We start from the raw sequence: 22,373 nt of genomic DNA, 5'->3' as shown, positions 1-22,373 counted from the left end.
CGCGGTGTCGCCTTCCTCCGGTCAAGCCCGAGCCGGTGGGAGGCCGTCCCGCCCGACCAGAAGCAAGGAGCACCATGTCGATCACCGACTCGAGCGCCGGCACGAGCGAGGCGACCACGACCGCACGGCGGCGCATCCTCGTCGTGACGCCGGACACGCTGGGCGAGCTGATGGCCGGTCCGGCCATCCGCGCCTGGGAGATCGCCCAGGCGCTCAGCGCCATCGGCGACGTGCGACTCATCTCCACGAACCGCGTGGCCGACATCTCCAGCGACCGCTTCCACGTCGCGTTCGCGGACGACACCGCGTTGCGCGCCCACGTGGACTGGGCGGAGGTGCTGGTGTTCCAGGGGCACATCCTGCGCAGCCACCCGTGGATCAAGGCGACGGACACCATCATCGTCGCCGACATCTACGACCCCATGCATCTGGAGCAGCTGGAGCAGGGCAAGGACCTCGCTCCGGTGGATCGGCTCGCCGTCGCCATCGACACCGTCGAGGTGCTGAACGACCAGCTGGAGCGAGCCGACTTCCTGGTCTGCGCCTCCGACAAGCAGCGCGACTTCTGGCTCGGCCAGCTCGCCGGTCTCGCGCGCATCAACCCCGAGACGTACGACCGCGACCCGAGCCTGCGCTCCCTGCTCGACGTCGCCCCGTTCGGCGTGCAGAACGAGCCTCCCGTGCAGAAGCGGCACGGCATCAAGGGCACCGTCCCCGGAATCGGGCCGGACGACAAGGTGATCGTCTGGGGCGGCGGCATCTACAACTGGTTCGATCCGCTGACGCTGATCGAGGCGGTCGCGGTCGCCCGCCGGTCGCACCCCGACCTGCGCCTGTTCTTCCTCGGCGCCGTCCACCCCAACCCGAACATCCCCACCATGCGGATGGCCGTGCAGGCCCGCGAGCGGGCGGACGCCCTCGGGCTCACCGGCGAGGCGGTCTTCTTCAACGACTCCTGGGTGCCCTATGCCGACCGTGCCGACTTCCTGCTCGACGCGGACCTGGGCGTGAGCACGCACTACGAGCACCTGGAGACCGCGTTCAGCTTCCGGACGCGCATCCTCGACTACCTCTGGGCGTCCCTTCCGATCATCAGCACCGACGGCGACACGTTCGCCGACATCATCCGCGACAACGACCTGGGCCGTGTGGTGCCGCCGGAGGACGTGGATGCGCTCGCGCAGGCGATCGAGGAGCTGCTCTACGACGGGGCGGCCCGAGAGAGGATCGCGGCGAACATCGCCGCGTACGCGAGCGAGCACACCTGGGAGCACACGCTGCGCCCGCTTGTCGCGTTCTGCTCCGACCCGACGCCGGCGCCCGACCGGATCGCCGGTATCGTGTCCGAGCGCACCCGCATCGTGAACGACCTGCACAAGCGCGTGCACGGTCTGGAGAGCAGCTCCTCGTGGAAGCTCACCCGGCCGCTGCGCGCCGCCTCCAACTGGGTCGCCGCCCGGCGCTCCAAGCTATAATCCATCGAACGCCCGAGAACAGATTGACGACCGAATGACTGCACTGGATCGATATCGTGCGCTCTCCCAGGAGCGGATGGTGACGGTCAGCGGCGACGACAAATCCAGCGGCTCCCTCGCCGCAATCCGGGACATCCTCCGCCACCGCGAGCTGCTCTCGCTGCTCGTCCGCCGCGACCTCAAGTCCCGCTACAAGGACAGCGTCCTCGGCTTCGTCTGGACGCTGGTCCGCCCGCTGACCCAGCTGCTGATCTACGCCATCGTGATCGGCAAGATCCTCGGCGCCGAGCACGGCATCCCCGACTTCGCGATCTACGTCTTCACCGGCCTGACGGCGTACGGGCTGTTCAGCGAGATCATCGGCGGCACGACCGCGTCGATCCTCAGCAACGCCGGTCTGATCAAGAAGATCTACCTGCCGCGCGAGATCTTCCCGCTCGCCAGCGTCGGCTCCGCCGCCTTCAACTTCATCATCCAGTTCGCCATCCTGCTGATCGCGACGATCGTCGTCGGCAAGCCGCCGCTGCACGAGCAGGCTTGGTACCTCATCCCGTCCGTGCTGCTGCTCCTTCTCTACGGGACAGCGTTCGGGCTGATGCTCGCGGCGGTCAACGTGTACCTGCGCGACGTCCAGTACCTGGTGGAGGTCATCCTCCTGCTGCTGCTCTGGGCCTCCCCCATCGTGTACTCCTGGTCCATGGTCGCGAAGCTGCTCGGCTACGGCATCTGGCTGGACATCTACACGGACAACCCGATCACGCTTTCGGTGCTCGGCTTCCAGAAGGCCATGTGGGTGGCCGGAGACACCACGGCCCAGTACCCGGACTTCCTGCTGCTCCGGATGGGCATCGCCTTCGTGGTCGGCCTCGGCCTCCTGTTCGGCTTCCAGCGCGTGTTCGCGCGCCTGCAGGGCAACTTCGCGCAGGTGGTGTGACATGACGACGGACATGACGACAACGCGGGAGGCCGCGGAAGAGGCCGAGACGCCCGAGATCGTGCGAGTCACCGACGTCTCGAAGCGCTTCGTGATCCGCAAGGACAACTCGCTCAAGGAGCGCCTGGTCGCCTTCGGCCGCGGCCGCGAGCACCGCGAGGAGTTCTGGGCGCTGCGCGACGTCACGCTGAACATCCAGGCCGGGCACACGGTCGCGCTGATCGGCCACAACGGCTCAGGCAAGAGCACCCTGCTCAAGGTCATCGGCGGCATCATCGACCCGACCAGCGGGAGCGTCGCCCGCCGCGGGCGTATCGCCGCACTGCTCGAACTGGGCGCAGGCTTCCACCCCGACCTCACCGGCCGCGAGAACGTCTACCTCAACGCGTCGATCCTCGGGCTGACCCGGGAGGAGACCGAGGAGCGCTTCGACGAGATCCTCAGCTTCTCCGGCATCGGCGACTTCATCGACACCCAGGTGAAGTTCTACTCGTCCGGCATGTACGTGCGCCTGGCCTTCGCCGTGGCCGTGCACACCGATCCCGACCTGCTCCTCGTCGACGAGGTGCTCGCGGTCGGCGACGAAGCTTTCCAGCGCAAGTGCCTGGACAAGATCCGCTCCTTCCAGCAGGAGGGGCGCACGATCATCCTGGTCACCCACAACCTCAGCCAGGTGACCGAGCTCGCAGACCGCGCCATCCTCCTCAACAAGGGCCACGTCGTGTACGACGGCGAGCCCGGCGGCGCCGTGACCGAGTTCCGCAACATCCTCGAGGACCGCCGCGTGGTCGAGGCGGAGGCGGAGGCAGCCGTGCACGCCTCGAAGCACGGCGAACCGGCCGTCGAGCACGCCCGCGTCGTCGGCGCACGCGCCTGGGCCGACGGCCGCGAGCCCGGCGAGCCCGTGCACCCCGGCGACGACCTGCGCATCGAGGTCGAGCTCGAGCACGACGAGGGCATCGACGACTGGATGTGCGCCATCCAGATCGACAACACGCTCGGCCAGCCGGTCTACGGGACCACGACGAAGCGCATCGGCGTGGAGCTCTCCCGGCTGAAGGAACGGCGCACCGTCGCCTTCCTGTTGCGCGACTCGCACTTCGGAGCCGGCAAGTACTTCGTGAACGCGTCACTGATGCACCTGGCCGGTCAGCACCTCTCCGACATGCCGCAGGCGTGCTCTTTCGACGTGGCGTACTTCCCGCTCGCGGTCGGGATGGTGCACTCCGTCCCCGAGGTCGTCGAGCCGACGGCGTGACCGGCACTCCCACCGGCGACGCCCGCCGCGCCGCCCCGCAGGTCCTCGCGGTCACGGTGACCTACAACTCCGCGGACACCATCCATCCGTTTCTCGACTCACTCGCGACGGCGGGACACCTGGATGAGGTCGTCGTGGCCGACAACGCGTCCGCCGAGGCTGCGGAGGTCGGCGCCGCGGTCGCCGCGGCCGGCTTCCGCTTCGTCGAGCTGCCGGACAACGAGGGGTACGGCGGAGGTGTCCGCGGCGCCGTGGACGCTGCGGCGATCGATCCCGACTACATCCTCGTCGCCAACCCGGATGTCGTGTTCACCCCCGGGGCCGTGGATGCGCTGGTCGCCGCCGCCGAAGAGCTGCCGGGCGCCGGTTCGCTCGGCCCGAAGATTTTGGACGCGGACGGCACCGTGTACCCGTCCGCGCGCCGCCTCCCCTCGCTCCGCACCGGCGTCGCACACGCGCTGTTCGGCCGGATCTGGCCGGGCAATCCATGGACGGTGCGCTACCGCGCCGAAGGCGAGACCGAGACGCGGCGCGACGCGGGATGGCTGTCCGGCGCCTGCCTGCTGATCCGCGGCGAGGCCTACCGTCAGCTCGGCGGATTCGACCCGGGGTACTTCATGTACTTCGAGGACGTCGACCTCGGCGACCGGCTGGGCAAGGCGGGCTGGCGGAACGTCTACATCCCGGAGGCCGTGGTGACCCACACCGGCGCGCACTCGACCTCCCGGGAGCGCAAGCGCATGGAGCAGGCGCACCACGACAGCGCCTACCGCTACCTCTCCCGCCGCTACTCCGCCTGGTACTTCGCTCCGCTGCGGCTCGCGGTGCGACTCGGGCTGTGGGGACGTCTGTGGTGGGTCTCCCGGTGAGCGCGGCCTCCTTCGCCCGCCGCGCAGTCTCCGCCGTGCGCTGGCGTGCAGCGATGCGCCGGTATCGCGCCGGTCGGTTCCGGATGCGCGAACTGCTGCGCCACGGCGAGCCGGACGGCCTCGCGGTCATCATGTGCCTGTGGAATCGGCGGGAACGCATCGACGCCGTGCTGACGCAGCTCGACGCGCAGCAGGGCACCCGGGTGCGCCTGTTCCTCTGGAACAACCGTCCGTCGGACGACGCCTACTACCGCGAGCGGATCGCGGCCTATCAGGCGCACGGCGCCCTCGCCTCCGTCTCCCTGTTCAGCAGCCCGGTCAACATCGGCGGCCTCGGACGCTTCTTCGTGGCACGACGGCTGTGGACGGCAGGCGAGCGCGGCACATTCGTCATGCTCGACGACGACCAGGACATCAGCGACCACTTCCTCACCGACCTGCTCGACGCCTCCGGACCGCACACCATCGCGGGCTACTGGGCCTGGACCATGGAGGGCGACTACTGGGCGCGGACCCCCGCCGAGCCCGGTGACCGCGTCAGCTACGTCGGGACCGGCGGCTGCGCGTGCGACCTCGACATCGTCTCCGACCTCTCGTTCTTCACGACGCTGCCCCGGTACTTCGCGTTCCTCGAAGACATCTGGATGTGCGGCTACGCGCGCAAGCGCGGCTGGCTGCTCCGCAAGGTGGACACGCCGCTGGAGTTCGTCCTCGACGAGACCAACCAGCACCACACCCTCGCCGAGCGCAAGGCGGAGTTCTACCGCTACCTGCAGCTCGACGACAGCCGCTGAGCCGTCGACGGCCGGTCGGCCCGGTTCCCGCTCAGCAGGCGATGTAGCCGCTGACCGCACCGCTCAGGGCCGCGGGACCTCCGATGAAGTACACCGTGGAGGCCTTCATGGCCACGATGTCGTTGCCCACCGATCGCGGGAGGCACCAGCCGGGCGACAGGTACAGCGGCGCCTTGGCCGCCCCGGCCATTGCGGCTGCCGACAACGCATCCGGGAAGTCGATGCCGGAGGCCACGAACACCGTTCCCGCCGAGGAGAAGCGCTGCGCGTTGACCAGATGGCTGGTGTCGTACCGGTCCGCTCCGCCCACGCGTGTGACCGCGAGTCCCGCCGCCTGCAGCGACGAGTCGAACGAGGGCGACACGATCACGGGGCCGCCGACCACGGTGGCCGACTTCAGCTTTGCGGTCGACACGAAGCCCGCCGTGGCGGCGTCCGCCGCGCCGAAGCCGCTCACCAGCAGCACCGGCTGACCGGCGGCGCTGGCCGCGGACGCAGCGGAGAGCGCGTCGGGGAAGTTCAGTCCGCCCGCGAAGTAGGCGCCCGTCGCACCGGGGAAGGCGTACTTCGCCAGCTGCCGTGATGTCTCGAAGCGGTCGAAGCCGGCGATCCGCTGCACGTTCGGCTGGATGGTCGCCAGCTTCGCCAGCACCGCATCGGCGATCACGTTCTGACCGCCCACCACGACGATCTTCGGCGGAGCCAGGCGCTTCACCTCGGCCATCACGCTCGCCGGCACGTCACCGCCGGTGGTGAGCAGAAGCGGTCCCTTCTGGGCGGCGGCTGCGGCACTGGCCGCGATCGCGTCCGCGTAGCCCTGGCCGGACGCGAGGTAGACCACGGGGACGCCGGGAGTGGGATAGGCGGACTGCGACACCGCGACGGAGGTCGCGTACCGGTCGGAGCCCTGCACACGGTAGCCCGCCGGTGCGCCGCCGAGCGCGCTCGAGTAGAACTGGGCGCGGCAACCGAGGTCCGTCGGCCCCGAGGGGTTGCCGGACGCGGGCAGCGCAGTCACACAGGCGGTGTACTGGCCGTCGCCGCTGCGCGGCACGCTCGCGGTGAACCCGTGCGCCGCGCCCGCGTTCGGATACGCGGCGGCGACGTCCGGACGGCTTCCGTTGGCAGCGACCGTCGTGGTGGTGGTGCCGGTCGGCGTCTTCCAGGTGATCTGGACGTTGACCGAGATCGAGCTGAGCGTCTGATCGAGAGCCCAGCCGCCGATCGTGAAGGCCGTCGGCTGGAGATTCGCCGACTCGAAGTTGCCGATCGGCGGCACGCCCGACGTCGTCGAACCGAACCAGTCCGTGTAGAGCCGCCAGAAGTTGCGGTTGCCGTAGGCCGAGCATCCATCGCCCGTGCCGTACAGGTTCGCGAGCGCTGGAGGATTGGGCTGGTACGGCGTGTAGTAGTAGAGCGCTGCTGTGGCGGCGTTCCGGACCAGGACGTTCGCGGATCCGCAAGCGGCTGTGGGGCTGTAGCGGATGGCGCTCACCTGACCGACCGGGATCCACGTGAAGGCGTTGGAGGTGCCGGGCGGGTTGCCGTAGCGCTTGAACTGCCACGCCGCCTTGTACACCTGGTTGTAGAAGCCGAGGGTGTTCGGGTCGCACGGACCGGTGTCCGGGCACGCGAACCCGGTGGCCTTCTGGTATTGGCCGCTCGTCGGCCAGGTGTCCGTGACGAGACTCTGCTCCTTCTCGAGGAGCACGAGGAGCACTTTCTGGCTGATCCCGCAGGCGGTCCCGACCTTGGCGATGATGGCGGCGGCCGTCTCGTTCGCCGCACCCGTGTACGCCGCGCACATCGGGTCGGCGGTGCGCGAGTAGGTGGACTCGCGGTAGTCCTTCAGACAGGTGTAACCGGCCCGGCAGGCCGGGACCTTGCTGTTCAGGAAGCCCTGGATCGCCCCGGCATCCGCCGCGGCCCCGTTGTAGAAGTTCGAGTCGCTGATGATGTAGCCCGCCCGGAAGTCCGAGGCGTTCGCCGCCTCGGCCGTCGGAGCGGGCACCGCGAGCGCGCCCACCATCACGACGGCGAGCACGGAGAGCGCGGCGGTGAGCAGGCGGAACGGGTGGCGAGGGGGCGTCACACCGCGAGCCTAGTTGCCGCCTGCAACAAAACGGCGTCGCGACGCAGTATTCCTGCGAATTCTTTCACATAGCGGCGATATTGTGAGCTTTACTCGCCTGAAGGCGAGCGACGGTCACTCCTGGTCGAGCAGCGCGCGCAGGTACGAGCCGTACCCGCTCTTCACCAGAGGAGCGGCGAGGCCCTCCAGCTGGCCGTCGTCGATCCAGCCGGCGCGCCAGGCGATCTCCTCGATGCAGCCCACCTTGAAGCCCTGCCGGTCCTCGATGACCCGCACGTACTCGGAGGCCTGCATCATCGACTCGAACGTCCCCGTGTCGAGCCAGGCGGTGCCACGGTCGAGCACCTGCACCTGCAGCCGTCCGGCCTCCAGGTAGCGCTCGTTGACGGTGGAGATCTCCAGCTCGCCGCGGGCGCTCGGCTCGATCGTCTTGGCGATCTCGACGACGGAGTTGTCGTAGAAGTAGAGGCCGGGCACGGCGTACTTCGACTTCGGCTTCTCCGGCTTCTCCTCGATCGAGATGGCCTTGAAGTCGTCGTCGAACTCGACGACGCCGTACGCGGTCGGGTTGCTCACCTGGTACGCGAAGATCAGCGCGCCGTCGATGGAGCTGTGGTTGCGCAGCGACGAACCGAGCCCGGTCCCGTGGAAGATGTTGTCCCCCAGCACGAGCGCCACCGACTCGTCGCCGATGAACTCCTCGCCGATGATGAACGCCTGGGCCAGACCGTCCGGCGACTCCTGGACCGCGTACTCCAGGCGGATGCCGAGCTGCGAACCGTCGCCGAGGAGCGCCCGGAACTGCTCGTTGTACTCCGGGGTCGTGATGATGAGGATCTCGTCGATGCCGGCCATCATCAGCGTGGACAGCGGATAGTAGACCATCGGCTTGTCGTAGATCGGCATCAGCTGCTTCGAGATGCCCTTGGTGATCGGCCAGAGTCGCGTGCCGGAGCCTCCGGCCAGGATGATGCCGCGCATCGGTCAGTTGCCTCCGTCGTGAGTGGACGCGTCGAGCGACGCGTAGAACGCCCGCGCCTCGTCCCAGGTGGGGAGGAGGCCCGAGGCGGCGGCCTCCGCGAGGGAGGGCGCCTCCGTGTCCTTCGGCGAGAGCAGCGGTTCGCCCGCCTGGTCCGGGAAGCGGAGGGCGATGTCCGGGTCGAGCGGGTTGATCCCATGCTCGCGGCCCGGGTTGTACACGTCCGTCACCAGGTAGCTCACCGTCGCGTCGTCGGTGAGGGCGACGAAGCAGTGGCCGAGCCCCTCCGCGATGTAGATCGCGCGGCGGTCGGTGTCGTCGAGGAGCACGGAGTCCCACTGCCCGAACGTCGGCGAGCCGACGCGGATGTCGATCACGTAGTCGAGGACCGCACCGTGCGTTGCCGTCACGTACTTCGCCTGTCCCGGCGGGATGTCGGCGAAGTGGATGCCGCGCACCGAGCCGCGCCGGGACACCGACGTGTTGGCCTGCCGGAGGTCGAGGCGGTGGCCTACGGCCTCCTCCAGCCGGTCGAACCGGTACCACTCCAGGAACACGCCACGATCGTCGGCGTGCTGCTTCGGAGTGATCTCGTACGAGTCTGGGATGCTCAGTTCACGGATCTGCACCCCGAGAGTCTACTGGCAGACCGCCAGGCCCCCCACCTGATCACCCAGCGCATTCCCACCGCCGAGGGTGGTCAGCACCTGCGAGCGCATCGCGATCTCGGCGCTTCCGGCGTACATGCAGCCCGCCTGGGTGACGAGGAGCGGGCTCTGCGTCTTGCCCGCCCATGCCGCTCCGGCGAGTGCGTCCGGGAAGGTGGTCCCCGACGCGAAGAACGCCGCCGGGATCGCCGCCGTGCCGAACGCGTCCTGGTTGACGACCATGCTCGTCGCGAAACGGTCGCTGCCCCACACCCGCGCGACGGTGAAACCGAGGCTGCGCAGGCTCGACTCGAAGTCCGGGGAGATGATGGACGTCCCTCCTACGATCTTCACGGTGGTGACGCCGAGCGCGACGAGCGCGTTCACGGTGCCGGAGTCGGCCGTGGCGAGGCCGCCGTTGACGAGGAGGACGGGCTGGCCGTGCGCTCCGGCCGCCCCGCCCGCCGACAGGGCGTCCGGGAAGCCGAGGCCCGAGGCGAGGTACGCAGTGTGAGCGCCGGCGCTGGTGCCGAAGATCTTCTCGGAGATCTGGATCGACGTGTCGAAGCGGGAGCCGCCGTAGATGCGCTCGACGGACTGGTTCGGCTGGACGGTCGCCAGCTGGTCGAGGACGGCCTGGGCGATCACGGCGGGACCGCCGACGACGTAGATCTTCTGCGGTTTGAGCCGTGCCAGCTCGTTCATCGTCGCCGCCGGGACGGCGCCGGGCATCGTGAGCAGGAGCGGACCGCCGGCCTTCGCCGCCGCGGGCGCTGCGGCGAGCGCGTCGGGGAAGTCGAGCCCGTTCGCGACGAACGCGGTGACCGTCCCTGCGGCCGGGCTGGGGTAGGCCGCCTGCGAGATCGCCGCCGCCGTGTAGAAGCGGTCGCCGCCTGCGACGCGCTGGGACGAGGGCACCGATCCGGCGGTCGAGGAGCCGTACCAGGCGTTGAAGAGCATCCAGAAGTTGCGGATGCCGTACGCCGAACACGCGCCGCCCTCGCCCGGGTAGCTGTCGAGCGACGCCTGGTCCGGGGTATAGGGCGTGTAGTAGTAGAGCGCCGCGGTGGCCTTGTTCTGAATCGCGACCTGCTTGCTGCCGCAGCCCGCATCGAGGTTGTAGCGGACCGGGCTGACCTTTCCGACCGGGAACCAGCCGAAGTCACTCCCGTAGCCGTACCGCTTGAACTGCCAGGCAGCACCGTAGACCTGGTTGAAGAATCCCGTGGTGTCGGCCGTGTTGGTGCTGCACCCCTCGGCGGTGTCCGGACAGTTCCAGCCGGTGGCGAAGTCGTAGGCGTCCTGTGACGGCGCGGTCGAGGTCACCAGCCCCTGCTCCTTCTGCAGCAGGACGATCAGGACGACCGGGTTGATCCCGCAGGACGTCGCCACGGTCGCGATGATGTGTGCGGACGACTGCGAAGCGGCCGCCGTGTACCCGTTGCACATCGCATCGGCCGGTTTCGTCACGGTCGCCGTCGTGTACGACTTCAGGCAGGTGGGCGTCGTGCCCGTGCACGTCGTGACCTTGGAGTTCAGGAACGACGAGATCTGACCCTCGTTCCATGCCCCCCCGTTGAAGAAGACGGCGTCACTGGCCAGATTCCCGGCCACGAACCTCGCAGGATCGGCGTCCGCCGCGGCAAGCGCGTGCACGGAGCCGCCCGCGGCCGGAGCGCCCAGCGCCGAGGCGACGTTGGCGTTCTCCTGCTGCTCCGTCGGCGTCCGGCCCGCGGACGCCTTCGCAACCGCGGCGTAGTAGGCGTCGGCCTTCGAGCCGTCGTCGGCCGTGGCCGGCGTCGCCGCCGTGAGCGCCAGCGCCATGACCGACATCGTGAGCAGAGTTGTGACCAGTGCGCGGGTCCGTGCCCGCATTCCCCCCGAGACCATGATCGGCAGCCTAGCGGTCCGTGCTCACCCGAGCGCAAGGGCTTCCCGGCCCGACCCGGTAGAATCTCCCCGGTAATCCACGACTCGTGAGGCAGGTCCCCTACCCCCATGAAGATTCTCGTCACCGGCGGCGCCGGTTTCATCGGCTCCAACTTCGTCCGGCGCACGCTGCAGGACGCCTATCCCGGCCTCGAGGGCGCAGAGGTCGTCGTGCTCGACGCGCTGACCTACTCCGGCAACCTCGCCAACCTGGCGCCGGTGGCGGACTCGCCGCGCTACACCTTCGTGAAGGGCGACATCCGCGACGGCGGCCTGCTCGACGAGCTCTTCCCGACCGTGGACGCCGTGGTGCACTTCGCGGCGGAGTCGCACGTCGACCGCTCGGTCCGCGACGCGTCGATCTTCGTCGAGACGAACGTCCTCGGCACGCAGCAGCTTCTGGATGCGGCGCTCCGCAGCAACCTGAAGCGCTTCGTCCACGTCTCCACGGACGAGGTCTACGGCTCGATCGCCGAGGGCTCGTGGGCGGAGGACCGTCCGCTCGAGCCGAACTCGCCGTACTCCGCGTCGAAGGCCGGCAGCGACCTCCTCGCCCGCAGCTACTTCCGCACCCACGGTCTGAACCTCTCGATCACGCGCTGCTCGAACAACTACGGGCCGTACCACTTCCCCGAGAAGGTCATCCCGCTCTTCGTCACCAACCTGATCGACGACAAGCACGTCCCGCTGTACGGCGTGGGCAACAACATCCGCGACTGGCTGCACGTCGACGATCACACCCGCGGCATCGCGATGGTGCTGGTGAACGGCCGCGCCGGCGAGATCTACAACATCGGCGGCGGCACCGAGCTCACCAACACAGAGCTCACCCAGCTCCTCCTCGATGCGACCGGCAAGGACTGGTCGTACGTCGACCGGGTCGCCGACCGCCTCGGCCACGACCTCCGGTACTCGGTCGACATCTCCAAGATCCGCTCCGAGCTGGGCTACGAGCCGCTCGTTCCGTTCCAGCAGGGCCTGGCCGACGTGGTGCAGTGGTACCGCGACAACCGCGCCTGGTGGGAGCCGCTCAAGGCCCGCGCGGCGCTCGACAACTGATGGCGCGCTACCTGATCGCCGGTGCGGCCGGACAGCTCGGACAGGACCTCCGGAAGGCCCTCTCCGGGCGTGAGGTGACCGCTCTGTCCCGTGCTGAGCTGGACGTGACGGACCGCGACGCGGTGATCGCGGCCGTCTCCGGACACGATGTCGTGATCAACGCGTCGGCGTACACGAAGGTCGACGACGCCGAGACGCACGAGGACGACGCCTTCGCCATCAACGCGCTCGGCACCGGGAACCTCGCTGTGGCGGCTGCCCAGCACGGCGCACGCTTCGTGACGGTCTCGACCGACTACGTCTTCGACGGTCACGCGACCTCGCCCTACGCCGAGGACACCCCGCGCGACCCGATCAACGCCTACGGCCGCACCAAGGCCGCCGGTGAGGAGCTCGCGATCGCCGCCCACCCGGACGGCACCTTCGTCGTGCGCACCGCATGGCTCTACGGCGCCGGCGGCGCCAACTTCGCGAAGACCATGGTGAAGCTCGCGGCGAGCCACGAGACGGTGAGCGTCGTCGACGACCAGCTCGGGCAGCCGACCTGGACCGGCGACCTCGCCACCCAGATCGTCGCCCTGCTCGATGCCGACGCCCCCGCCGGGGTCTACCACGGGACGAATTCCGGACAGGCGAGCTGGTTCGAGTTCGCACGCGCCGTGTTCGCGGAGGCCGGGCTCGACCCGGAGCGAGTGAAGCCCACGGACAGCTCCACCTTCGTGCGCCCGGCCCCTCGCCCCTCCTACTCGGTGCTCGGGCACGCCGCCTGGTCGCGGGCGGGGCTCGCTCCGATGCGCCCCTGGCGCGACGCCTTGGCGGAGGCCACCCGCGAGGGCTTGTTCGCTTAAGTCCGCATTGCGGCCATACCTCGCATGGGGGATTTGTGGCGGCTTCGGCGCGAGCATTAGGTTGACTCGCAGCACCGACCATGCGGGGGATCGAAGGACACCGGTCCGACCTCGCCAGCTGACGAGGGAATCTCCGTGAACCGAGCACTCACTATCGCTGTCGCCGCGGCGACCGGACTGGCCGTCCTGGCTCCGGTCCCCGCCTTCGCGGCGACCACCCCGGCCGCTACTGCGGTGTCGGCGTCGGCGCCGCAGGCCACCTCCGGTCCGGGGACTGATTCGGGCACCGGCTCGGGAGCCGACGCCACGGAGCCGGCGCTGCCGCGCCTCGAGCGGCGTTCGGCGGAGTCCTTCCGCTCGGCGGCGTCGAAACTCGATCCGGGAGTCGCCCAGGCGGTGCAGCGCGACCTGCACGTCTCGCCCGAGCAGTACCTGGCGCAAGCGGCCGCCGCACAGGATGCCGACGCGCTCGTCGCCGCTTTGCGCACGCGGACCGGCGCGGAGGCCGATGCCCACCTCGACGGGACGGCGATCACGGTCTACTCGTCCGATCCGACGACGGTCGCCCTGGCCCGCGACGCCGGAGCGGCCGCGGTCGTCGGCGAGGCTCCCGAGCACACCCTGCCCAGCCTCGCTCTGCATCCCCTCGCCGGCGAGGTGTACGGCGGCCAGCCCTATCTCATCCAGAACGCGACCGACGCGGCCCGGTGCTCTGCGGCGTTCCCGGGCTACGGCCTCGCGAATCACGCTCCTCAGCTGCTCTCGGCCGGGCACTGCGTGCTGCCCGGTTCGACGACGTACGAGCTGTCGATGACCGGCCCCAGCAACTACACCGGGTCGGGCGGCACCCCGGGCGGCGCGCTCGGCGGCTGGGTCGCCGGAGGCACCCAGTTCGGCAGCGACTCCGACTCGTCGCTCATCGCGCTCACGGCCGGACACGCGCCCCAGGCCTCCGCGCTCACCTGGGGCGCGGGCGGAACCGGGGCGCCGCTCGGCACCGCCCCCAACGCGGTCACCGGGATCGCAGCCGCCGTCGTCGGCGCCCCGCTCTGCAAGAGCGGTTCGACGACCGGCTGGACGTGCGGAACGGTCCTGGCCACCGACCAGACCGTCTCCGTCCTCGCCGCTGACGGAACCCACACCGTGAACTCCATCATCGCCAGCACCTGCGCCGACCACGGAGACAGCGGCGGCGCCGCGATGACCGGCACGACCGCGGTCGGGCTGGTCTCGGCCGGCCCGGACGTCGCCTGCACCGACCCGGACTACTACACCGCCTTCTACCCGATGGTCTCGAGCTCCGGGCGGTCGAGCGTCATGTCGCGCTACGCCTCCACCTGGGAGCCCGCCGTCTCGGTGACCGCGACCGTCGCCGTGACGTCCCTCCCGGCCACCAACCGCGTCACCCAGGGCGGAGTCGTCTCCGGGACCATCAGCGGTGCCACACCGGGGACCACCGTCCGCCTGCAGCTCGCGAACGAGGCGACGCCCCGAGTGGCGAGCGTCGTCAACGGCGCCTGGTCCGTCTCGCTGACGGGCGCACCCACCGGGGACACCAGCTACACGGTCCGCGCTGCGTACGGCACGTACTCCCTCGGCCCTGCGGTCTCCGGCCCGCTGTCCATCGTCGGCATCCCGACGCAGCGGGTGGCCGGATCGGACCGCTTCACGACCAGCGTCGAGATCGCCAAGCAGGCCTACCCGGCCACCGCGAACACCGTCTACGTCGCGACCGGTCTCAACTATCCGGACGCGCTCAGCGCCGGGCCGGCGGCCGCGAAGGAGGGCGGCCCCCTGCTCCTGGTCGGGTACACGCTGTCGGACGCCGTCCGGGCCGAGATCGTCTCTCTGCAACCGAAGAGCATCGTCATCGTGGGCGGCGTCAACGCGGTGCCCACTGCCGTCGAGTCGGCTCTCCGCCAGCTCGGGCCGCCGGTCACCCGCATCGCCGGCGTCGACCGCTTCGATACCTCCCAACAGTTGGCCACGAAGGCCTTCGGGACCTCGATCCCCACCGCCTTCGTCGCCACCGGGACGAACTTCCCTGACGCCCTCGCGGCCGGCGCGGCGGCGGGCGCCCTCCACTCCCCCGTCGTCCTCGTGAACGGCGGCGCCTCGGCCCTCGACGCCGGCACGAAGGCGTTCCTCACGGCGAAGGGCACGACGTCCGTGAAGGTGGTCGGCGGCGAAAACGTGATCACCGCCGGTGTCGCCTCGGGCCTGGCGGCCAACGGCGCCACGGTGACGCGGCTGTGGGGCGGCGACCGGTTCGAGACCGCAGAAGCGGTCGGGCGCACCTCCTTCCCGAGCTTCAGCACGGCGTATCTGGCGAGCGGCTTCGGGTTCCCGGACGCGCTGGCCGGGTCCGCGCTGGCCGCTGCGAAGGGAGCACCGCTCTTCACGACGAACGGCAGCTGCGTCCCGCGGTCCGTCCTGGCAGACCTCGCGGCTCAGAACACGCAGACCGTGTACCTCCTGGGCGGGACGGCGGTGCTCGGTTCGAGCCTGAACACGCTGCCGCCCTGCTGACCGCGGCCGACGTCCAGCGTCTTCCGGGCCGGGTCATGGTTTCATAGGATCCGAACGGACCGGCGAGACGGGAGCAGGATGACCACCCTCAGAGTGATGGTCGACGACCTCGTCGGCGACCATCCGCGAGGGAGCCGCCGCTACACCGAGGAGCTCACCCGGCAGCTCATCGCGACAGCGCCGCCGGGCTGCGACGTGGAGGCGATCGTCTCCGCCGTCGGCGACGAGACGCTGGCCGACCTCCGACAGCGCCTCCCCGGCGCTGGCAGCATCACGAGACTTCCGCTCGCACGACGCGAACTGGCGCTCGCGTGGCAGTCCGGCCTCTCGGTCGGCGGTCCGCTCGGGATGCTGCACGCCCCGACCCTGCTCGCCCCGCTGCGCCGCCACGATCGCGGCGTCTCCGCGGAGCAGCTCGCCGTCACCATCCACGACACCCTGGCCTGGACGCACCCGTCCTCCCTCGGCTCGGCCGCCGCTGCCTGGACCAAGGCGATGACCCGGCGGGCACGGAAGTTCGCCGACGCCGTCGTCGTTCCCACGCACGCCGTGGCGGATCGGCTGAGCGACCGCTTCGACTTCGGCGACCGCATCCGGGTGATCGGCGGCGCACCCGCCACGACGCTGCGCCTCCCGGCGGACGCCGACGAGCGCGCAGAACGCCTCGGCCTTTCCGACCGGTACGCGTTGACCCTGGGCACCATCGAGCCGCGCAAGGGCGTGGCGGACCTGATCCGCGCGGTCGCCCTGCCCGATGCGCAGGAGATGCCCCTGCTCATCGTCGGCCCGGACCGCCTGGGTGAGACGTCGGCCTCCGGCGTGGCCGCGGCGGCGGGCCTTCCCGAGGACCGGGTGCGCGCACTCGGCCGGCTCGACGACGCCGACTTCGCCGTCGTGCTCGACCGCGCGACCGTCTTCGTCTTCCCCAGTGTCGCCGAGGGCTTCGGGCTGCCGGTCGTGGAGGCGTTCAAGTTCGGGCTGCCGGTCATCCACTCCGACGATCCCGCTCTGGTCGAGGTTGCCGGCGGCGCCGGGCTGGCCGTTGAGCGCCCCGCCGGCGAAACCGACGCCGGGTACCCGGAACGCCTCGCCGCGGCGATCGGACGTGTGCTCTCCGACGACGGACTGCGCTCCCGGCTGCGCGTGCTAGCCTCGGACCGCGCCAGAGCGTTCAGCTGGCGGGACTCCGCCGAGCGCCTCTGGCAGCTCCACGCCGACCTCTGATCCGCGCACCACCCCCACTCTCATGTCACCTGCCACCCCGACCTCCGTCACCCGGTCGGCCTCCCGGCTCACCTCGCTGGACGGCCTCCGTGGTATCGCCGCGCTCATCGTGCTGGCGCACCACGCCTCGCTGCTCACCCCCGCGATCTCGTCGGCGTACATTTCCTCGCCCGGCATGTCTGGACCTGTCGCGGGCAGCATCGGCTGGTGGTTCACCTACACGCCGCTGAAGATCTTCACGGCGGGCCCGGAAGCCGTCGTCGTCTTCTTCGTGCTCTCCGGCTTCGTGCTGAGTCTGCCGGTGCTCGGTCCGCGGGCCTTCGACTGGATGTCGTACTACCCACGGCGCATCGCTCGCATCGGCGTTCCTGTGATCGGTTCGCTGCTGTTCGCGACCGCGCTCGCCTGGCTGGTCCCGCAGCTCCCTCAGCATGCGATGAGCTCCTGGGTGTCCACGACCTCGGTTCTCCGCCCCGGCGTCTGGGATGTCGTCCATTCGCTCGACCCCAGCCTGGGCTCCTGGTTCATCAACAACCCGCTGTGGTCCATCTACTGGGAGATGGCGTTCTCGCTGCTGCTCCCGGTGTTCGTCGGGCTGGCGGTTCTCCTGCGACGCTGGTGGCCGTTGCTCATCGCCCTGGTGGTCGCGATCGTGCTCTGCGGGTTCTACGCGAACGCGCCCGCCTTCCGCTACCTGCCCGGCTTCTTCCTCGGAGTCGTCGCCGCGACGCAGCTGGAGCGCATCCAGCGCGTGGGCGCAGCGCTCGCGGCGCGTCGCTGGGGCTGGCTGGTCTGGCTGGTCGTCGCACTCGGGTCCGCCGTGCTGCTGGTCGCGCACTGGATGACGACGTCGTCCAATCTGGCGGTCCTGCTGGAGGCCCTGCAGCCCGTGGCCGCTCTCGGCCTGCTGCTGTGCTGCCTGGAGTGGCGCCTGCTGGCACGGGTGCTGTCGCATCAGCCGTTCAGATGGCTCGGGACGATCTCGTTCAGCCTGTACCTCGTCCACGTCCCGATCATCGTCACCTTCAGCTACCTCTTCGGCAGCTGGGGACCGACCAGGGTCGCCGCTCTGGCGGTCCCCACCGCACTCGTCGCTGGGTCGCTCTTCTACCTGGTGGTCGAGAAGCCGGCCCACCGTCTCTCCAAGAGCGTGGGCAGGACGGTCGGGGGCGCGTTCGCCTCCCGAACCGAGCCGGTCGGCCCACGCCGGGCAGGCGCGACCGATGCAGGAGCGGAAGCGACCGATGCAGGAGCGGCCGCGGGCTCCAGGTCCGGCTCCGGCTCCGGCTCCGAGCAGGAACTAGCGGCGAGCGTCCGCGACTGAGTCCCGACGCTCGCCGTGGAGCTCGCCCGTGCGTTCGCGCTCCGGCTCGCGCTCCGCGACGTCGTCGCGGCCGAACCAGGTGCTGTAACGGGCGGATGCCCAGACGCCCGCCGCTTTGGCCCAGCCGTGGCTGCGCTTCTCGATCAGCCAGGTGAATCCGACGGCCACCACCACGGCGACCGGGATGCCGAAGATCAGCGCCACGTACCAGGGCTGGCCAGCGAACAGGTACGTGCTGAAGATCAGGATCGGCACGTGGACCAGGTAGAGGCTGAAGGAGATCGTCCCCGAGAACTGCACGGGGCGCGTCTCCAGCGTCGCCCGCAGCGGGTTCCAGCCGAGTGCCGCCACGACGAGGCCGGCGGCCGCCAGGGGCACCATCCCCTTGAGCACGGCGTCGAGCTCTGGCATCAACCCGATGCTCGGCCCGACCAGCCACGGCGCGATGAGCAGCAGGAGGCTGCCGATCGTCAGTCCCGCCCAGAGCGGGTGCCGGTACCAGTGCGTGTTGATCCGGGCGGCGACGTTGCGGACCGCGTCCAGACGGACGGCGATCACGGCTCCGACGAAGAACGCGGGCAGGTACTGCAGCTCGCCCGAGCCGGCGTAAGCACCCAGGTAGGTGAGCGCACAGGCCGCCGCGAGGCCGCCGATCCACCACTTCCGCACCGCCAGCGCCAGCACGGCGAAGATCGGCAGAGCGAGCGAGAAGATCAGCTCCCAGCGCAGCGACCACAGGGGGTTGTTGATCTGGCCGTCTCCGCCGAGGAGGTCCCACGCCTGGACGATGTACTTCCAGCCGAAGTCGGGGGTGGACGAGTTGCTGAGCCAGGTGCCGTCGGGCTGCGTCGACTTCTGCGGGATGGCCATGACCCAGACCGCGGCGAGAAGAACGGAGGCCATCACGGGAACGAGCAAACGCACCGCACGGCGAGGGAAGTAGGAGACCCAGTCGAAGCCGCGCTTCCGGATCACGGGGAGCGTGACGACCAGCCCGGAGAGCACGAAGAACACGATCACCGACTCGACGCCGGCCGTGAACAGCTTCAGGGGCGTGTAGCTGATCCACCACATCGGGGAGCCGGCCGGAGCCCTGCCTCCCCCTGGCGCACCAGGAAAGTCCGGGTTCGTATACAGGGCGTGGTGCAGCAGCACCACCACCGCGGCGAGGCCTCGCAGACCGTCGAGCGCGGCCAGCCGGCCACCCGTCGCCTGTCTCGTCTTCTCTTCCACCGTTCCACCTGTACCCGTCATAGGGCGGCGACGCTACGGGCTTGCCCTGGGCAGTTCCTGTGACCTGTTCAGGGGTCAGCTGGGTGCGCTCCGCGTGGCGCGCCCGCCGTGCGCGAGGCGCCGCCTAGCATGTTCGCATGCCCGCATCCACCGCTCCGCTGGTCTCCGTCGTCATGGGATCCGACTCCGACTGGTCGGTCATGCAGGAGGCATCGCGCGTGCTGAGCGAGTTCGATGTCGCCCATGAAGTCGAGGTGGTGTCGGCCCACCGCACCCCCGAGAAGATGATCGCATTCGGCAAAGAGGCCGCCGGGCGCGGCATCCGCGTCATCATCGCGGGGGCGGGTGGAGCCGCCCACCTGCCCGGCATGCTCGCCGCCGTGACCACCCTTCCCGTCGTCGGCGTCCCGGTGCCGCTGGCCCGCCTCGACGGCCTCGACTCCCTGCTCTCCATCGTGCAGATGCCCGCCGGCGTCCCCGTCGCCACCGTCTCGATCGGCGGCGCGCGCAATGCCGGCCTGCTGGCCGTGAAGATCCTGGCGACTTCCGACGAGGGTCTGGCGCAGAAGCTGGAGCGTTTCGCCGCGGAGCTCGAGGCGAGCGTCGAGCAGAAGAACCAGGCCCTCAAATCGCAGCTGTGAGTCCGACGCCATGACCATCGCAACGCCCCTGCGCCATCCCGACGCCTCGTCGTCGCACACCATGACCAAGCGCGCTTGGTGGCTGGTCACCATGAACGTGCTCCTGCCCGGGTCGGCGCAATTGCTCGCCGGCAACCGGCGGCTGGGCCGGGTCGGCGTTCTGGCCACGGTGCTCCTCTGGCTTCTGGCGATCGTCACGCTGGTCGTCTACCTGGTCGCCCCCATGGCCGTCTACACCCTCTTCACGCAGGCCGGCAGCCTCACGCTGGTCCAGGCGCTGCTCATCGCCTATGCGGTGCTCTGGGTGGTGCTCACCCTCGACACCCTCCGGCTCGTCCGCCTGGTCCGCACGGCGCCGCGCTCGCGCGGCTGGATCGCGGCGTTCTCCGTGCTCGTGCTGGTCATCCTCACCGGCACCACCGGGTACGCGTCCGTCGTCGCCGGCTCGGCCCGCGGAACCCTCGGCGACATCTTCTCGGCCGGGCCGTCACAGCCTCCCGTCGACGGCCGGTACAACATCATGCTGCTCGGCGGCGATGCGGGACCGGACCGGGAGGGTCTGCGGCCCGACAGCATGTCGATCGTCAGCGTCGACGCGAACACGGGCCAGGCCGTCACCATCGGCCTCCCCCGCGACCTCGACCCCGTCCCGTTCACCGCGTCGTCCCCGCTCCACAAGCTGTACCCGGACGGCTACGGATACCAGGACCGGTGCGACGTCGACGTCTGCCAGCTCAACTCGATCTACACCGAGGTGGAGCTCTACAAGCCGAAGCTGTACCCGAACGCCACGAAGAACAACAGCCAGCCGGGCATCGAGGCGATGCGGGACGCACTCGAGGGCGCCACCGGCCTCACCATCCAGTACTACGTCCTCATCGACATGCAGGGCTTCGCCGACCTGGTGGATGCCGTCGGCGGCGTGGACATCACGGTGAAGGACCGCATCCCGATCGGCGGCGACGAGAACCTCAACGGCGTCGTCGAGTGGATCGAGCCGGGCAACCATCACCTCGACGGCTACCACGCCCAGTGGTACGCGCGCGCCCGGCACGGCTCCTCCGACTACGACAGGATGGCGCGCCAGCGGCAGCTGCAGGACGCCATCCTCAAGCAGGTGAACCCGGTCAACGTGGTGTCGAAGTTCCAGGACATCGCCAAGGCGGGAGCCCAGGTGATGAAGACGGACATCCCGCAGTCGATGCTGGGCTACTTCGTCGATCTCGGACTCAAGACCCGCAAGCTGCCGGTGCAGCAGCTGGAGCTGGTGCCGCCGACGATCGACCCGACCGACCCGGACTACACGCAGATCCGGCAGCTCGTCCGCCAGGCCCTGCACCCGGCGACGGCCAAGCCCGCAGGCAGCTGACTCAGCCCTCGAAGAACGCCGCAGCGGCGCGCGCCCGGTACGCCACGTCGTCGAGGTCGTCGCCTCCGACGGTCACGTGGCCCACCTTGCGCCCCGGTCGCGGCGCCTTGCCGTAGCCGTGGAACTTGGCCTCGGGATGCGCGGCGAGCGCCGCCGGGTACCGGTCCAGCAGGGTGCCCTCGGACGGCCCGCCCAGGATGTTCACCATCACCGACCAGTCGGAGCGCGGCTCCGTGGACCCGAGAGGGAGGTCGAGGACCGCCCGCAGGTGCTGCTCGAACTGGCCGGTCACCGCCCCCTCGATGGACCAGTGCCCGCTGTTGTGCGGCCGCATCGCGAGCTCGTTCACGAGGACGCGCCCGTCGGTCGTCTCGAACAGCTCGACCGCCAGAACACCCGTCACGCCGAGGCCGTCGGCGACCCGGCGCGCGATGTCCTCCGCGACCTCCGCAACGCGCCCCGCGGAGCCGGGGGCGGGCGCCACCACCTCCGCGCACACGCCGTCGCGCTGCACCGTCTCGACGACCGGCCACGCCGCGATGTCGCCGGAGGGGCGGCGCGCCACGAGCTGCGCGAGCTCCCGACGGAACGGAACCAGCTCCTCCACGAGGAGCGCCCCGCCCCGGCCGTCCTCCGCGAGGGCGAGGAACCAGTCGTCCGCCCCTGCAGCGTCCGACACGACACGGACGCCCTTGCCGTCGTAGCCGCCGCGCGCGGTCTTCACCACCGCACGGCCGCCGTGATCGGCGAGGAAGGCGCCCAGCTCGCCGGCGGACTCCACTGCCGCCCAGTCGGGCACCGGCAAGCCGAGCTCGCTGAGCTTCGCCCGCATCTGCAGCTTGTCCTGCGCGTACAGCAGCGCGTCGGGACCGGGGTGCACCGGGATGCCGCGCGAGACCAGCTCCCGCAGGATCGCCTGCGGGACGTGCTCGTGATCGAAGGTGATGACGTCGACCGTCTCGGCGAACGCCAGCACCGTGTCGAGGTCGCGGTAGTCCCCGACGCCCGTCGCGGCCAGGTCCGCGCTCATGCCCTCGGCCTCCTCCAGCACGCGGAGCTCGACACCGAGCTCGACCGCCGGGGGGATCATCATCCTGGCGAGCTGGCCGCCGCCGATCACTCCGATGATGTGACTAGCCATGGATCGTCGCTCCTCTGATACTTATCAT

Annotated in this window: 18 protein-coding genes; 12 read left to right on the top strand and 6 right to left on the bottom strand. The window is 70.0% G+C overall.

The window, feature by feature from the left end; all coding sequences use genetic code 11:
• The first annotated feature begins 74 nt into the window (after window positions 1–74).
• From SB754_RS02895 to SB754_RS02875, 5 genes are read left to right on the top strand one after another with little or no spacing between them, the layout of a single operon-like run.
• Window positions 75–1,475, top strand: coding sequence for a glycosyltransferase family 4 protein (locus tag SB754_RS02895; protein WP_410780850.1), 1,401 nt, complete (start codon window positions 75–77; stop codon window positions 1,473–1,475).
• A 34-nt stretch (window positions 1,476–1,509) separates the two neighbouring features.
• On the top strand, window positions 1,510–2,409 hold the full coding sequence (locus tag SB754_RS02890) for an ABC transporter permease (RefSeq protein WP_410780849.1): 900 nt from the start codon (window positions 1,510–1,512) through the stop codon (window positions 2,407–2,409).
• A gap of 1 nt (window position 2,410) precedes the next feature.
• Window positions 2,411–3,667 carry an ABC transporter ATP-binding protein gene (locus tag SB754_RS02885; protein WP_410780848.1) on the top strand — a complete coding sequence of 419 codons (1,257 nt, stop codon included), beginning with the start codon at window positions 2,411–2,413 and terminating at the stop codon, window positions 3,665–3,667.
• A complete protein-coding gene (locus SB754_RS02880; protein ID WP_410780847.1) occupies window positions 3,664–4,536 on the top strand; it encodes a glycosyltransferase family 2 protein in 873 nt (290 codons plus the stop codon). Before SB754_RS02885 ends, SB754_RS02880 begins: the two co-directional genes overlap by 4 nt.
• Window positions 4,533–5,330 (top strand): glycosyltransferase family 2 protein, encoded by a 798-nt coding sequence (locus SB754_RS02875; protein WP_410780846.1) that lies wholly within the window; start codon window positions 4,533–4,535, stop codon window positions 5,328–5,330. The genes SB754_RS02880 and SB754_RS02875 overlap by 4 nt, the downstream gene beginning before the upstream one ends.
• Before the next feature lie 31 nt (window positions 5,331–5,361).
• Here the strand turns inward: SB754_RS02875 and SB754_RS02870 are convergent, their stop codons facing one another.
• The 4 genes from SB754_RS02870 to SB754_RS02855 all read right to left on the bottom strand — a co-directional run bounded on the left by SB754_RS02870 (window position 5,362) and on the right by SB754_RS02855 (window position 10,938).
• Window positions 5,362–7,422, bottom strand: coding sequence for a cell wall-binding repeat-containing protein (locus tag SB754_RS02870; protein WP_410780845.1), 2,061 nt, complete (start codon window positions 7,420–7,422; stop codon window positions 5,362–5,364).
• 114 nt (window positions 7,423–7,536) lie between these two features.
• Window positions 7,537–8,403: a glucose-1-phosphate thymidylyltransferase RfbA gene (gene rfbA, locus SB754_RS02865; RefSeq protein ID WP_410780844.1), complete on the bottom strand. Its 867-nt coding sequence runs from the start codon at window positions 8,401–8,403 to the stop codon at window positions 7,537–7,539.
• Window positions 8,404–8,406: 3 nt separating this feature from the next.
• Window positions 8,407–9,030, bottom strand: coding sequence for a dTDP-4-dehydrorhamnose 3,5-epimerase family protein (locus SB754_RS02860; protein ID WP_410780843.1), 624 nt, complete (start codon window positions 9,028–9,030; stop codon window positions 8,407–8,409).
• 9 nt (window positions 9,031–9,039) lie between these two features.
• The gene (locus SB754_RS02855) at window positions 9,040–10,938 is read right to left on the bottom strand and encodes a cell wall-binding repeat-containing protein (protein ID WP_410780842.1); all 1,899 of its coding nucleotides are present in this window, start codon (window positions 10,936–10,938) and stop codon (window positions 9,040–9,042) included.
• 108 nt (window positions 10,939–11,046) lie between these two features.
• Between SB754_RS02855 and rfbB the strand changes: the two genes are divergently transcribed.
• The 5 genes from rfbB (at window position 11,047) to SB754_RS02830 (ending at window position 17,961) form a co-directional block, all read left to right on the top strand.
• Complete coding sequence (gene rfbB / locus SB754_RS02850) at window positions 11,047–12,036, top strand: dTDP-glucose 4,6-dehydratase (protein ID WP_410780841.1); 990 nt, start codon at window positions 11,047–11,049, stop codon at window positions 12,034–12,036.
• A complete protein-coding gene (gene rfbD / locus SB754_RS02845) occupies window positions 12,036–12,884 on the top strand; it encodes a dTDP-4-dehydrorhamnose reductase (protein WP_410780840.1) in 849 nt (282 codons plus the stop codon). Before rfbB ends, rfbD begins: the two co-directional genes overlap by 1 nt.
• 135 nt (window positions 12,885–13,019) lie before the next feature.
• Window positions 13,020–15,413, top strand: a complete 2,394-nt coding sequence (locus SB754_RS02840) for a cell wall-binding repeat-containing protein (RefSeq protein WP_410780839.1) — start codon at window positions 13,020–13,022, stop codon at window positions 15,411–15,413.
• A gap of 78 nt (window positions 15,414–15,491) precedes the next feature.
• A complete protein-coding gene (locus SB754_RS02835) occupies window positions 15,492–16,637 on the top strand; it encodes a glycosyltransferase family 4 protein (RefSeq protein WP_410780838.1) in 1,146 nt (381 codons plus the stop codon).
• 22 nt (window positions 16,638–16,659) lie between these two features.
• Window positions 16,660–17,961, top strand: a complete 1,302-nt coding sequence (locus SB754_RS02830) for an acyltransferase family protein (protein WP_410780837.1) — start codon at window positions 16,660–16,662, stop codon at window positions 17,959–17,961.
• Here the strand turns inward: SB754_RS02830 and SB754_RS02825 are convergent.
• Window positions 17,938–19,215, bottom strand: coding sequence for an acyltransferase family protein (locus SB754_RS02825; RefSeq protein ID WP_410780836.1), 1,278 nt, complete (start codon window positions 19,213–19,215; stop codon window positions 17,938–17,940). The genes SB754_RS02830 and SB754_RS02825 overlap by 24 nt on opposite strands.
• Window positions 19,216–19,331: 116 nt before the next feature.
• Between SB754_RS02825 and purE the strand changes: the two genes are divergently transcribed.
• Both purE and SB754_RS02815 read left to right on the top strand, forming a co-directional pair.
• Entirely contained in the window at window positions 19,332–19,835 is a 504-nt protein-coding gene (gene purE / locus SB754_RS02820; protein WP_410780835.1) for a 5-(carboxyamino)imidazole ribonucleotide mutase, read from the top strand.
• A gap of 10 nt (window positions 19,836–19,845) precedes the next feature.
• The gene (locus tag SB754_RS02815; RefSeq protein WP_410780834.1) at window positions 19,846–21,204 is read left to right on the top strand and encodes an LCP family protein; all 1,359 of its coding nucleotides are present in this window, start codon (window positions 19,846–19,848) and stop codon (window positions 21,202–21,204) included.
• Window position 21,205: 1 nt separating this feature from the next.
• On the opposite strand, the gene SB754_RS02810 is transcribed toward SB754_RS02815, so the two are convergent.
• The gene (locus SB754_RS02810; protein ID WP_410780833.1) at window positions 21,206–22,345 is read right to left on the bottom strand and encodes a 5-(carboxyamino)imidazole ribonucleotide synthase; all 1,140 of its coding nucleotides are present in this window, start codon (window positions 22,343–22,345) and stop codon (window positions 21,206–21,208) included.
• Window positions 22,346–22,373 lie beyond the last annotated feature (28 nt).

It is taken from the genome of Leifsonia sp. SIMBA_070 (assembly GCF_046534635.1).
In the GTDB taxonomy this organism is placed as follows: Bacteria; Actinomycetota; Actinomycetes; order Actinomycetales; family Microbacteriaceae; genus Leifsonia.
Note: the sequence above shows the minus strand (reverse complement) of the source record. Positions and strands in the feature narration are given on the sequence as shown.